This window comes from Cryobacterium breve (genome assembly GCF_004402375.1).
Taxonomy (GTDB): Bacteria; Actinomycetota; Actinomycetes; order Actinomycetales; family Microbacteriaceae; genus Cryobacterium; species Cryobacterium breve.
This window is the reverse complement of sequence record NZ_SOGJ01000034.1, coordinates 26099-38617: the sequence shown is the minus strand read 5'-3', so window position 1 is coordinate 38617 and position 12519 is coordinate 26099. Positions and strand designations below refer to the sequence as shown.

Annotated in this window: 10 protein-coding genes; 3 read left to right on the top strand and 7 right to left on the bottom strand. The window is 67.7% G+C overall.

The genetic code is table 11. The features are described 5' to 3' along the window. Positions 1-107: 107 nt before the first annotated feature. The 5 genes from E3O65_RS14720 to E3O65_RS14700 all read right to left on the bottom strand — a co-directional run bounded on the left by E3O65_RS14720 (position 108) and on the right by E3O65_RS14700 (position 7804). The gene (locus E3O65_RS14720; RefSeq protein ID WP_134364480.1) at positions 108-2378 is read right to left on the bottom strand and encodes an alpha-galactosidase; all 2271 of its coding nucleotides are present in this window, start codon (positions 2376-2378) and stop codon (positions 108-110) included. A 104-nt stretch (positions 2379-2482) separates the two neighbouring features. Beyond that, positions 2483-3811, bottom strand: a complete 1329-nt coding sequence (locus E3O65_RS14715) for a sugar ABC transporter substrate-binding protein (protein WP_134364479.1) — start codon at positions 3809-3811, stop codon at positions 2483-2485. A gap of 83 nt (positions 3812-3894) precedes the next feature. Further along, the gene (locus E3O65_RS14710; RefSeq protein ID WP_134364478.1) at positions 3895-4812 is read right to left on the bottom strand and encodes a carbohydrate ABC transporter permease; all 918 of its coding nucleotides are present in this window, start codon (positions 4810-4812) and stop codon (positions 3895-3897) included. Further along, the gene (locus E3O65_RS14705) at positions 4809-5771 is read right to left on the bottom strand and encodes a carbohydrate ABC transporter permease (protein ID WP_134364477.1); all 963 of its coding nucleotides are present in this window, start codon (positions 5769-5771) and stop codon (positions 4809-4811) included. Before E3O65_RS14705 ends, E3O65_RS14710 begins: the two co-directional genes overlap by 4 nt. Then, positions 5768-7804: a beta-galactosidase gene (locus E3O65_RS14700; protein WP_134364476.1), complete on the bottom strand. Its 2037-nt coding sequence runs from the start codon at positions 7802-7804 to the stop codon at positions 5768-5770. Before E3O65_RS14700 ends, E3O65_RS14705 begins: the two co-directional genes overlap by 4 nt. 186 nt (positions 7805-7990) lie before the next feature. Here E3O65_RS14700 and E3O65_RS14695 point away from each other — a divergent pair, with 186 nt between their 5' ends. From E3O65_RS14695 to E3O65_RS14685, 3 genes are all read left to right on the top strand, one after another. Next, the gene (locus tag E3O65_RS14695; protein WP_134364475.1) at positions 7991-9013 is read left to right on the top strand and encodes a LacI family DNA-binding transcriptional regulator; all 1023 of its coding nucleotides are present in this window, start codon (positions 7991-7993) and stop codon (positions 9011-9013) included. 91 nt (positions 9014-9104) lie between these two features. Continuing rightward, the gene (locus E3O65_RS14690) at positions 9105-9374 is read left to right on the top strand and encodes an acylphosphatase (protein ID WP_134364474.1); all 270 of its coding nucleotides are present in this window, start codon (positions 9105-9107) and stop codon (positions 9372-9374) included. 34 nt (positions 9375-9408) lie between these two features. Then, a complete protein-coding gene (locus E3O65_RS14685) occupies positions 9409-10215 on the top strand; it encodes a Pr6Pr family membrane protein (RefSeq protein ID WP_134364473.1) in 807 nt (268 codons plus the stop codon). On the opposite strand, the gene E3O65_RS14680 is transcribed toward E3O65_RS14685, so the two are convergent. Both E3O65_RS14680 and E3O65_RS14675 read right to left on the bottom strand, forming a co-directional pair. After that, positions 10202-10465: a hypothetical protein gene (locus E3O65_RS14680; protein ID WP_134364472.1), complete on the bottom strand. Its 264-nt coding sequence runs from the start codon at positions 10463-10465 to the stop codon at positions 10202-10204. The two genes, E3O65_RS14685 and E3O65_RS14680, sit on opposite strands and share 14 nt — an antisense overlap. 368 nt (positions 10466-10833) lie before the next feature. Continuing rightward, positions 10834-12288, bottom strand: coding sequence for a flavin monoamine oxidase family protein (locus E3O65_RS14675; protein WP_166785771.1), 1455 nt, complete (start codon positions 12286-12288; stop codon positions 10834-10836). Positions 12289-12519: the final 231 nt, after the last annotated feature.

Sequence of the window (12519 nt, the reverse complement as noted above, 5' to 3'; positions counted from 1 at the left end):
TGGGGTTGGGGTCGGGGGTCGTGCAGGTCCTGGCTCCTCAGGCTAGTCCCGCAGCGGCGGGTGGCGGCGGAGCAACGGATGCCGCAGCCACGACCGCCCAGCGGCGGTTACTCGACCGCGTCCACCGTGAAGAGCGCGGCCTGCTCCGGAGCGAGCAACGGCGCGGGCAGCCCGACAAGAGCCAGCACCGCCCCGGTCAACGTCACCGAACCGCCGACACCCAAACCGGCACCGGCACCAACTCCAAGTCCAGGAGCAGGAGCAGAGGCACCGCCGCCGCCGGGCGAGCTCTGTTCCGCAAGCCAGGCCGGCGACGCATCCTGGATCGTGCGCGGGGCTGCACCGAGCACCAGGGGCGCCACGCGGTAGCGCCGTTCGGGCGCGAGGCCGGGGAACCGCATCCGTTCCGGCACGGCGGCACGCGGGGCGGCCAGGGCCACCTGGGCGAACAGGGCCGAGTTCTGGTCGGGGGCGACGACGCCATGCAGCTCGAGAGCAGGGTCACTCGGGTCGGCCCGCACCACAACGCCGGAGTGCAGCAGTGGCCGCAGTTGCTTGTACCGGGCGATCCAGGTGGCGATCATGACCAGCTCGTCCTTGTTCGCGCGCGTCAGGTTCCACTCGATGCCGGCGCTGCCGAACAGAGCGGTAGCCAGCCTGAAGCTGAGTTCCGAGGTGCGCCCGGTGGTGTGCGCGGTGCCCGCACCGAGGTGGCCGCCGAGGTACTCCGGCGGCACGAGCACGCTCGTGTACCGCTGGATCTGCTGCCGCTCGAGCGGGTCGTTGGTATCGCTGGTCCACACCCGGTCAACGCGCTCGAGAATGCCGAGGTCGATCCGGGCTCCCCCGGACGCGCAGGACTCGATCTCGACACCCGGATGCGCGGCGCGCACGGCATCGAGCAGGCGGTAGAGCGCCGCAGTCTGCCGGTGGGCGGAACCGGCCAGCAGGTCGCGATTGTGGTCCCACTTCAGGTAGGCGATGGGGTACTCGGTCAGCAGGGCGGTGAGACTCGCGAGCACCCACGCGAAGGCTTCCTGGTTGCCGAGGTCGAGCACCCGCTGGAACCGCCAGGTCAGCGCCGGAGAGACCGCACCGGCATCTGCATCTGCATCTGCATCTGCATCTGCATCTGCAGCACCGAGCACCCATTCCGGGTGTGCGCGGGCTACGTCCGAGTCGAGGCTGACCATCTCGGGCTCAACCCAGAGGCCGAACTCCATGCCCGCCGCGTGCACATGCTCAATCAGAGGGTGCAGGCCGCCGGGCCAGGTCACGGGGTCGACGAACCAGTCGCCGAGGGCCCTCCGGTCGTCGGTGCGACCGGTGAACCAGCCGTCGTCGAGCACGAAGCGTTCCACGCCGACCGCGGCCGCCGCGTCTGCCAGGCGGGCCAGGGTGGGCAGATCGTGGTCGAAGTACACGGCCTCCCAGGTGTTCAGCACGACCGGACGGGGCCCGGCAATCGTCGACCAGGACCGGATCCACGGATGCAGCCGCGCCGACAGCCCGTCCAGTCCGGCAGCCGAGTACACGGCCACGGTCCACGGGGTGGTGTGGCTCGCACCGGCAGCCACGCTCAACTCGCCGGGGGCCAGCAGTTCGCCGCTGCCGAGCACCGAGCAACCCAGCGCGCTGTTCTCGGCCCAGGCGCGCTTGTCGCCGCTCCAAGCCAGGTGGGTGGCCCACATCTCTCCGGTTCGGAAGCCGAACCCGGGCGTGCCGGCCACCATCAGATAGGAATCGTCGTGGCCGGGGCGGCCATGGCGGGACTCGCGGCTCCACACGCCCTGGCCGAGGGTGCTGCGCTGCGGCCGGCGCTCATGGGTCCACAGTCCGGTGAAATCGAGCAGTTCCCGGGCCCGGTCGGGCACCGGCAAGATCACGTCGAGCGAGCCCAGCTCGAAGGCCGCAAGATGCGGGTCGACACCGGTGTTGGTGAGGGTGTGGCGCAGTCGCAGCACACCCTCCACCGACAGTTCGAGGTCGGTGCGCACGGATACCCGGGCCGGAGCATCCGTCAGGTAGATCGTCAGGGTCTGGGTGCCGGGCAGCGCCCGGCCGGTGGCCGACGGGCTGCCCGTCCGCAGCTCGGCCAGGCGCAGGTCGAGGGCCGCGGCACCACGGCCGGGCCGGAACCCACTCACCCCCGGACGCCCGCTCCACCCCTGGGCGAGAGTCGGGAGCAGGGAGAGCCGCAGGGGCACGTCGATGGAGCTGGGGGAGATCGCCGGCACGGATGCGTCGGCCAGCGTGGCCAGCAGCTCACCGGACAGGTCGCCCAGGTCGGCACCCCAGTGCACGATGACGGGCACGCCCGTGCCGCGGGCATCCAGCACAAGGCTGGTGCCCGCGGCACGAAGGTAAGGAATCGACACGGGGTCGGTCGGCGACGGGGCCGGGACTGGGTGCATCAATTCCGTTACTGCTCACTTCTCATCGTTCACTGCGGTGATGTTGCGGTACTGCCGTGACGCTGATGCTACTTGTTGACCGGGATCGACTGGGCCTCGAGAGCATCGATCGTGCTCTGCTGGGCGCTGGTGAGAGCGTCGGTCAGTGTTCCGTTGCCGGTGACAGCTCCCTTGAAACCGTCAGACGTGTCGTTGTAGACCTGCGTCATGGTCGGGCCCCAGATGAAGTCCGGCGACACATGATCGGATGCCTCGGCGAACACGTCGTAAATGGCCTGGCCGCCGTAGAACTCGACGCCTTCCTTGAGGGCCGGCAGTTCGAGGCCGCTCTTGGCGGCCGGGTACAGGTTGGCCGACTTGTTGAGCATCGTGAGCGCCTCGTCGGAGGTGTTCAGCCACAGCGCGAACTGGGCCGCCTCGTAGGGGTGCTTGGAACCCTTGAAGACCGCCGTGGACGAGCCACCCCAGTTTCCGGCGGCGTTGTCGCCGGCAGCCCACTGCGGGGACAGGGCGACAGACCAGTTGCCGGAGGTGTCCGGAGCGCCGCTGGCGATGGAGTTCGCACCCCAGGCCGCGGAGTTCCAGGTCCAGTTGGATCCGGTGTTGTACGCGTTGTTCCACTCGTCCGTCCACGGCGGGTTGGTGGAGACGAGGTCACGGTCGATCAGGTCCTGCCAGTAGTCGGCAACCTTGACGGACTCGGGGCTGGCCAGGTCGATGGTCCAGTTCTCACCGTCGTTCTCGAACCAGCTTCCACCGGCCTGCCAGACGAATCCGGCGAACTGGTTGATGTCGCTCTGCGAGAAGTTGGTGATGTAACCGCCGGTGGCGCGCACGGCCTCGGCGGCCACCGCGAACTCTTCCCACGTGGTGGGGATAGCGATGTTGTTGGCCGCGAACAGGTCGGCGCGGTAGAACATGGCCATGGGACCGGCGTCCTGCGGCACCGCGTAGACAGCGTCTTCTTCACCGAAGTTGACCTGTCCCCAGGTCCAGTCCACGAAGTCTGCCTTGGCGTCGAGGACACCCTCACAGGCTGCGAGGTCCATCAGGCCGTCCTGCACGCGGAAGTTCGGGAGGGCGTCGTATTCGATCTGACCGAGGTCGGGCGCGTTGCCGGCCTTGAGCTGGTTGAAGAAGTTCTGGTAGGTGCCGCCGTTGCCGTTCGGCCCGGTCTGCACCTTCACCTGAACGTCGGGGTTCTCCTCGTTCCACACTGCGGCCACGTCTTCCATCCCGGGGATCCAGGTGGTGAACGTGAGGTCGACCTTGCCCTCGGAGGGCTCACATGCGGCAGCGTCGCCACCAGACGTGGTCGAACCCGATGCGCAGCCGGTCAGCACGACCGTGGCTGCCGTGAGCAAGGCGACGGCGGCTGCTCTCTTCTTGATTTGCATTGTTCTTCTTTTCTCTTGGTGGGGAAAGGAACCGACCGGAACATCCGGCCGGGGTGGTGCAGCTTGGGTGGCTTCGGAGTCGGCTATTTCACGGAGCCGGCACTGAGGCCGTTGCGCCAGAAGCGCTGGAGCAGCAGGAAGATGATGATCAACGGAATGATCGACAACAGCGCGCCGATCAGCACGTAGTCACGCAGCACGGGGATCTGGTTGACCTGCGAGTTCCAGGCGTAGAGGCCGAGCGTGACCGGGAAGAGGGTTTCGTCGCGCAGCATGATCAGCGGCAGGAAGAAGTTGTTCCAGATGGCGACGAACTGGAAGAGGAAGACGGTGACCAGGGCAGGCACCATCATCCGTACCGAGACCGTAAAGAAGGTGCGCAGCTCGCCGGCTCCGTCGAGCCGGGCGGCCTCGATCAATTCATCGGGCACGCTGGCTGAAGCGTAGATCCGGGCGAGATAGACGCCGAACGGGCTGACCAGGCTGGGCAGGAACACCGACCAGAACGTGTTCGTGAGGCTGATCTGGCTGAAGATGAGGAACAGCGGCAACGCCAGCGCCGTCGCGGGCACGAGCACACCGCCGAGCACGACATTGAAGATCAGCTCGCGGCCCGGGAAGTTGTACTTGGCCAGGGCGTACCCGCACATGCCGGCGATGATGGTGCCAACGAGGGCGCCGCCACCGGCGTACACGGCGCTGTTCAGCATCCACTTGAGGTAGACGCCGTCGCGGTAGGCGATCAGGTTGCCCATGTTCTCGAACAGGGAGAAGTCAGCGAACCAAAGCGGGTTGGTGCTGTTGAACTGGGAGCGGTTCTTGGACGCCGCGACCAGCAGCCACCAGATCGGCACCAGGAAGTACAGCGTGAAGACGCCCATCACGATCATGGCACTGACCCGGGCGAACGGGCTTTCGCGCTGGGCGCGCGGCGCCTTGCCCTCGGTCGAGCGGAGACCGCGGGCCGGCTTGGCGGGGACGGTGGGGGTCAGGGTGCTCATTTGGCTTCCTTCCGCTGGGTGAACTTCAGGAACGTGAAGGAGAGGATGAACGTGGCCAGGGCCAGCACCACGGAGAATGCGGCGGCCAGGTTGAAGTTCGGGATCGACGAGGTGGAGTACACCGTCAGGTTCGGGGTGAACGTGCTGGTCACGGCCGAGCTGAAGCTGCGGAACACCTGCGGTTCGGCGAGCAGTTGCAGGGTACCGATGATCGAGAAGATCGCGGTCAGGATGATGGCCGGCATGATCAGCGGGATCTTCACCGACCAGGCGATGCGCAGCTGCCCGGCGCCGTCGAGGCGGGCGGCCTCGTAGAGTTCAGCCGGGATCGCCAGCAGCGCCGAGTAGATGATGAGCATGTTGTAGCCCACGAACACCCAGGTGACGACGTTGGCGATGGCCCAGAGCACGAGGTCGGCCGAGAGGAAGTTGATGTTCTCGGTGACGGCGCTGAACGGCGACAGGTTGGGTGAGTAGAGGTAGCCCCACATGATCGCGGCGATGACGCCCGGCACCGCGTAGGGAACGAAGAAGGCCAGCCGGAAGAACTTCTTGCCGCGCACGAGCGGCGAGTCCAGCAGCAGCGCGAACAACAGCGCGAGGCCGAGCATGATCGGCACCTGCACGGCGCCGAAGGTGAGCACTCGGCCGATGGATGTCCAGAACGGGCCGTTCTGGAACACCAGGATGTACTGGGTCAGACCGCCGAACACCTCGGTGGCCTGACCGAACGTGCCCTCACGCTCGATCACGAGCAGCGACTGGTAGATCGCGTAGCCGATCGGCACCAGGTAGAACAGGGCGAACAGCGTGCCGAACGGGAGCACGAACGCGAGGATCGCGCCTGTGTGCTGCACGCGCGGCTTCTGGCCCACGGCCTTGGCCGGCTTCGCGGCCCGGGGCCTCTTACGGGCAGCGCTGCCCGGGGCATCCGTCAGGGGAACGGCAGGTGCGCTCATGATGCGGGGTCCTCTCTAATCACGCGGACGGCTCTGGCCGGCACGCGCACAATTCGATCGACGGATTCGTCGGTGACGAGTTCGTGGCCGGAGGCCGCAAGCTCGACGTCGTCCGGACCGTGGTTGATGATGAACAGGTAGCTGTGGGTGGTGCCCATCCGGCGCACGACTTCGATGGTTCCGGCACTTTCCGGGCCTAATGCCGTGACCCGAGCCTCCTGGGCGATCGTGCGGAGCAGGTCGCGCAGGGCACCGGCCTCCAGCGCGGTGGCGACGTACCAGGCGGTGCCGCCGACGTGGCGGTTGCGGGTGACGGCAGGTACGCCGGGCAACGGCCCGTCGACGTAACTCGCGACCACCTCGGCGGTGTCAACGCGCAGACGTTCCGCCCACAGGGTCGCGGCGGCGCCGGAGTCGAGCGCGAGTACGTGGCCGGGAAGCAGCGGGGAGAACTCCTCCACCGTGATGCCGAGGATCTCGCGGAACGCGCCTGGGTAGCCGCCCGTGCGCACCCGGTCGTCTTCGTCGACGATGCCGCTGAAGAAGGTGATCAGGGCGTGACCGCCCGAGGCGACGTAGGCATTGAGGTTTTCTGCCTGAGCGTCCGAGACCAGGTACAGCGCCGGGGCGACGACGAGGCGGTATCCCGAGAGGTCGGCATCCGGGCTCACGATGTCGACCGTCACCCCGAGCTCGTGCAGGGCCGTGTAGGCGGCGTGCATCTGGTCCAGGTAGCGCACCGACTGGGACGGACGGGATTCGCCGTCGCCGGACCACCAGGATTCCCAGCTGAAGAGGATGGCGACATCCGCCACCACCCGACTGCCGGTTACCTCGGCGAGACGGCCGAGGGTCGCGCCCAAGGCCACGACCTCCCGCCAGAGAACGGTGTCAGTGCCGGCGTGAGGCACCAGAGCGGAGTGGAACTTCTCCGAGCCCTGCAGGGAGGCGCGCCACTGGAAGAAACAGATGCCGTCGGCGCCGCGGGCGACGTGGGCGAGGGAGTTACGGGTCATCTCGCCGGGTGCCTTGGCCAGGTTGTGCGGCTGCCAGTTGACGGCGCCGGCCGCCTGCTCCATCAGGAGCCAGGGCGCGCCGCCCGCCAGCCCACGGGTGAGATCGGCGGCGAAGGCCAGCTCGGTGGTGGGATCGGCGAGGCGGTGGTCGAGGTAGTGGTCATTGGCGACGATGTCCATATCGCCGGCCCAGGACCAGTAGTCCAGGTTTCGGATGTGCGCGGTGACCATGAAGTTGGTGGTGACGGCCACGGTCGAGTGGCGGCGCAGCACGGCCGTCTCCCGGCGGAAATAGTCGAGCAGCTCTGCGGAGCTGAAGCGGTGGAAGTCGAGCACCTGGCCGGGGTTTCGGCTGGAGAGGGTGCGCCGTGGGGTGAGGATCTCGGCCCACTGACCATAGCGCTGGCTCCAGAAGGAGGTGCCCCAGGCTTCGTTGAGGGCCTCGATTGTGCCGTACCGAGCCTGCAGCCAGAGGCGGAAGGCCGCGGCCGTGTCGTCGCAGTAGCAGAGCGCATTATGGCAACCCAGCTCGTTGGAGACGTGCCACAGGGCGATGGCCGGGTGGTGGCCGTAGCGCATCGCGACCTGCTCGACCAGAGCGAGCGCGTGCTCGCGGAACACGGCCGAGCTCGGGCACCAGGCCTGGCGGCCGCCCGGGAAACGGCTGGTTCCGTCGTCGGTCACCGGGAGGATCTCGGGGTGGAGCGTGCTCAGCCATGGCGGCGGCGACGAGGTCCCGGTGCCAAGGTTGACCCGGATACCATTGGCGTGCAGCAGCTCGATAACCGTGTCGAGTGTCGTGAAGTCGTATTCGCCAGGACGCGGTTCGATGTGCGACCAGCCGAAGATGTTGATGGCCACCAGGTCGACGCCGGCCTCGCGCATGAGACGCACGTCGTCTGCCCAGACCTCCGGACCCCACTGCTCCGGGTTGTAGTCACAGCCATAGGCGAAGCCCTCGTGCACGAACGGGGTGGCCGAAGCCGTTCCGTCCGAAGTGGCTGCTCGCGAGTTCATGTGCTCCCTGACTATGGCTTCCCGGTTTCGCCGCTCGGCGACAATCGGGAGGTTGACGACTCTGTGAACGTGCACAGAGTCGAGAGCGAAACGCGCCGTCGGGTTTTCTGTGAACGTACACAGAATACGGATGGCACGGCCGCCGTGTCAAGCACGCCTGTCGCGTGGGAGCGTTACAGTTATCAAATGGTGACAATTCCGGCTCGACGCAAACGCGCGACGATCCACGACGTCGCGGTGGAGGCCGGAGTGTCCCGCGGCACGGTCAGCCGGGTCGTGAACGACGAGCCCTACGTCTCCTCATCGGCCCGCATCGCCATCGAGGCTGCCATCGAAAAGGTCGGCTATGTGCCGAACAACGCGGCGCGCAGCCTGGTCATGCAGCGCTCGGAGGCGGTGGGCTTCATCGTGCACGAGCCGCACTCCCTTTTTCTGGACGATCCCAACATCGGCGGCATCCTACTCGGCGCGAACACCGTCCTGTCCCGCGCCGACTACCAGATGGTCAGCCTCGTCATCGACTCCCAGCGCGACACCGACCGCGTCGCCCGCTATCTCAGCGGCGGCTTCGTCGACGGAGTCGTCATCGTGTCCGCCCGCCACGAAGACCCGATCACCAAGGTGATCGGGAAGCTGCGCCTGCCGGCCGCCTTCGTGGGACATCCGCCCGACCTTCAGGAGCTCCCCTTCGTGGGCATCGACAACCGGGCGTCGGCCCGCGCCATCACCGAGCGCCTCATGCAGACCGGCCGGAGGCGCATCGGCATGGTCGCCGCCGCGCTCGACCGCGACTCCGGCGCCGACCGTCTGGCCGGCTTCACGGATGCCCTCGGCGACCGCTTCGACCCGGCTCTCGTCACCCGCGTGCCGCTCTACACCTTCAACGACGGGGCGATGGGCATGCGCGAGCTGCTCCAGCGCGACCCGCTGATCGACGGCGTGTTCGCGGCTTCGGATGCCGTCGCGGCCGGAGCCCTCGAGGCACTTCGCGACGCCGGGCGCAGCGTGCCCGGTGACGTCGGCATCGTCGGCTTCGACGACAGCTCCTGGGCGCTGCGCACCCAGCCGCACCTGTCCACCGTGCACCAGCCTGCCTTCGGCCTCGGCGCGGCGGCGGCCGAGTGCGTGCTCAGCCAGCTGCGCGGCGAGGAACAGCCGACCGGCGGCATCCTGCTCGAGACTCCGATCGTCTGGCGGGACTCCGCCTGAGCCGAGTCGTGGCGGATTCGGCCGACGGGTGCGTGCCGACGGGTGCGTGCCGACGGGTGCGTGCGGGCCGCGGGCAGGGCACACTGAATGCATGATTCGCAAACAGGCGCTCGTGCGCGGGATGGTGCAGGGCGTCGGGTTCCGCTATTACACCCAATCCGAGGCGCGCCGCGTCGGACTGGCGGGATTCGTGCGCAACCGCACGGATGGCACGGTCGAGGTGGAGATGGAGGGCGATGCGGCATCCGTCTGGGCCATGCTGGCGTGGCTGCAGCACGGGCCGCCATCGGCCCATGTGGAGGCGGTCGAGGTCACCACGATTCCGCCGCTGAACGAGACCGGGTTCCGGATCGGCTACTGAGCGGGAACCCGACTTGCTGGCGTAGCGTGGGAGCATGTGCGCGCGAGCTGTCGATCCCGCTCGGACGGACCCCTCGGAGCGCGTCCCCGCGGCGACGACGATCACGGTCGCGCGCAACCTGCCGGCGGCCGCCACCCGACCGGCGCTGACCAGGGCGGCGCTGACCAGGGCGGTGCACCCGTCCCCGGCGCGCCGGGTGCGTCGCGGGTTCGGCGTTGGACGCGTCCTGCTCGCCGCGCTCGGTGTGGTTGCCCTGCTCGGCTATTTCGACTACGTGCTCGGCTTCGCCACGTTCCAGATCTACAACTTCTACAGCTACTTCACGGTGCAAAGCGGCATGGCCGCGGTCGTGGCGTTCGTCACCGGAGCGATCGTCGCGTTCCGGTATACGACCGACCCACCCTGGCTGGACTGGTTTCGGATGCTGGTGACGACGTATATCACCGTCTCGGGGATCGTGTTCCTGACCATCGTCATCCAGTCCTCGACCCGGGACTACACGATCGAGGTGCCCTGGTCGAGCCAACTGTTGCACTTCTGGATTCCCGCCATCGCAGTCCTGGACTGGCTGACGGATGCCAGCAAAGCCCGCCTGCCTTGGAAAATTCTGGCCTGGGGACTCGTGGTGCCCGGCATCTGGGGTGTGTTCACGCTCGTCCGCGGGTCGATCGTGGGCTGGTACCCGTACTTCTTCCTCGACCCGGTGCAGGTCAGTGGCCCACCCGAAACCGCGCTCTACTGCCTGGTCGCGCTGGCGCTCTTCACCGCGATAGCGTCCGTTCTCACGGCGACCTCGCGGTTGCCCCGGCGGGCGTGGGGGCGCGGCCCTACAGCGGAATGAACGAGTATTCGCTGGTCAGATGCTCGCCCTGGCAAGCTCCGCAGTAGAGCACACCGGATGCCTGCATGGCAAGAACCCGCGGTGTGCACTGAACCACCTTCGGTCCGCAGCAAGGCGAGATGACCATGAAGGAGCCCGGGGCGGTGGGCTGGTGACCGCTCAGGCCGCGGATGTGGTGGGTGCCTTCACAGGGCAGGTCAGGGTCGAAGTCGAGGAGGACGACGGATTCGAGGTCGAGCAGGGTATCCATGGGGCAGTCAGCAATCACACGGTCAAGCACAAGAGTGGAACAGTCGCGGGCGGGATGGTGCACCCGAGTGGCGACCACACTGGATGGCCGACGGCACGAAACCGGTCGAAACCGGGGGAACACACCCTCCAGGAATCCGTCGGCAACGCCAGTCGGGGTAACGACTGGACCTTGGGACGCTGCACCACGACGGGCTGCGTCTGCATGAAGATCAACCCCGATTGGGGGTCAAAAGACACCGACTGGACGTTGGCAGGAGCGTACACCACGATTCTCCGAAATGCGCTGGGTCGACTTCGGCAGGATCCCTGACGGGAGGTGTGGTCGCTGGGCCTGTTCCGGCCTATTCGAGGTTCCGTCCCTGACGTCTACTCTGGCGTCGGGGTGGCCGTCGGCACGCCGGAGTAGAACGGTTCGAGGCTGGTCAGAGCGGCGGCCAGGAATTCGTCGTCGTCGACCTCCGCGAGGCGCAGTGCCGCCTCCGCGGCAACCAAGCCGACGAGGACCGGTTCGCCGGTGAGTGGAACCATGTTGATCCAGACCCGGAAGTCGTCGTCGACGCCGACCGTTGACCAGAGCGGGGCCCCCGTGTCCCAGAAGGGCTCCTCGAACTGAAGCCAGATCTTGTCGAGCGTGCCCATGCCGAGCGCAGCGATGGCGCCGCGATGTGCGAACGGCAGCGGCGGGTCGAACTCCATCACCTTGGTCTTCAGAACGCCCAGCGGCACCGTGACGACGACCCGGTCGGCGGAGAGCGATTCGCCGTTGCCGAGCCGCAGGCTGGTGCCGGATTCGCTGTAGGCGATCTTGGTGACCACGCTCGAGGCGAGCACGTCGATGCCCGTGCTGAGGTCGTCGAGCAGGGTGGCATAGCCGCCCAGGACGATTCGGTCCTCGCCGGCTCCGGCTTCGCCGGATCCCGTGAGGTACTCGGCAGCCGAGTACCAGGACGACTGCTCCGCGACGGGAGCGCCGGTGTTCGGGTCGAGCACGACCATGGTCTGGTAGTCGAGCCAGTCGGCGTCGGAGACGCCCGTGTCGGCATCCGTTGTCGAAAGCTTGGAGGCCCCGGAATCGGCGAGGGCCTGGGCGATGGACATGTCGGCGGGCTGCTCGGCGGCCCAGGCCAAGGCGGTTGCGAACGCCGTGGCGCCGGTGCCCGGGTCCTCCACGACCGTGCCGGCCGCGGTGCGGGCCTCGGGCGACCCGGAGAACGGTGCTGTGGCGACGCCGCGGTCGGTGAGGTCGTCGTCGAGGGTGGTTTCTCCGACGCGCCGAACGAGGGCCGCGCCGAGCTCGATCGGAAACGGCCAGTCCTTGTCGGTGACGGTGTCGATGCGACCGCCGATGCGGTCACGGGCCTCCACCACGAACACGTCGAAACCGGCGTCCTGAAGGTCGCGGGCCGCGGCGAGTCCAGCCATTCCGGCACCGATCACGGCGATGCGCTCCCCCGCGCCTGCGGCCGCGAGCACGTCGCGGGCGGCGCGCTGCCCGGAATCTCTGGCTCCCTGCACGGTGCCGAACGCGTCGGTGGAGGTTGCCTCGCCGGCGAAGAACAGGCGGTCGTCCACCGGCCGGCTGAGCGCGTCGCGCTGCTCGGGCGTTGCGCCCACGGCGGGAAAGCTGAATGAGCCGCGCGCGAACGGGTCGGCCGACCACGACGTGCGGCGCATGGCCTCGGGCTTCGGCACGAGCGAGGGTGCCGCGGTCGGGTTGGGCGGGACGGATGACGTGGGCCGGGGAGTCGGTGCCACGCACGCGGTGAGCGCGACCAGGGTGAGGCCGGAGACCGAGCCGAGCAGGAAGGTACGACGTTTCATTGCTGTGTCCGCGTCACGTGTGGCGCTGACGCTCTCCTCTCCGAGCGGGGCCGGGCAGTACGTCCAAACTACCGCAGAGGCAGGTGAAGTGGCTGGTCGGGGGTAGGTGCGCTGAAGCGCGCACATAACTTCGGAGATTTTCGCGACACGCGGCAACCGGTGCCTCAAAACCCGGCGTGTCGCGACAATCTCCTGGTTTACGTTCGCCGGCGGGGAACTGGCGGTCGATCC

Excerpts from the sequence above, each read along its gene's own strand:
- E3O65_RS14715 (WP_134364479.1), bottom strand. The coding sequence starts at position 3,811 with ATGCAAATCAAGAAGAGAGCAGCCGCCGTCGCCTTGCTCACGGCAGCC.
- E3O65_RS14710 (WP_134364478.1), bottom strand. The coding sequence starts at position 4,812 with ATGAGCACCCTGACCCCCACCGTCCCCGCCAAGCCGGCCCGCGGTCTC.
- E3O65_RS14705 (WP_134364477.1), bottom strand. The coding sequence starts at position 5,771 with ATGAGCGCACCTGCCGTTCCCCTGACGGATGCCCCGGGCAGCGCTGCC.
- E3O65_RS14700 (WP_134364476.1), bottom strand. The coding sequence starts at position 7,804 with ATGAACTCGCGAGCAGCCACTTCGGACGGAACGGCTTCGGCCACCCCG.
- E3O65_RS14695 (WP_134364475.1), top strand. The coding sequence starts at position 7,991 with ATGGTGACAATTCCGGCTCGACGCAAACGCGCGACGATCCACGACGTC.
- E3O65_RS14690 (WP_134364474.1), top strand. The coding sequence starts at position 9,105 with ATGATTCGCAAACAGGCGCTCGTGCGCGGGATGGTGCAGGGCGTCGGG.
- E3O65_RS14685 (WP_134364473.1), top strand. The coding sequence starts at position 9,409 with ATGTGCGCGCGAGCTGTCGATCCCGCTCGGACGGACCCCTCGGAGCGC.
- E3O65_RS14680 (WP_134364472.1), bottom strand. The coding sequence starts at position 10,465 with ATGGATACCCTGCTCGACCTCGAATCCGTCGTCCTCCTCGACTTCGAC.
- E3O65_RS14675 (WP_166785771.1), bottom strand. The coding sequence starts at position 12,288 with ATGAAACGTCGTACCTTCCTGCTCGGCTCGGTCTCCGGCCTCACCCTG.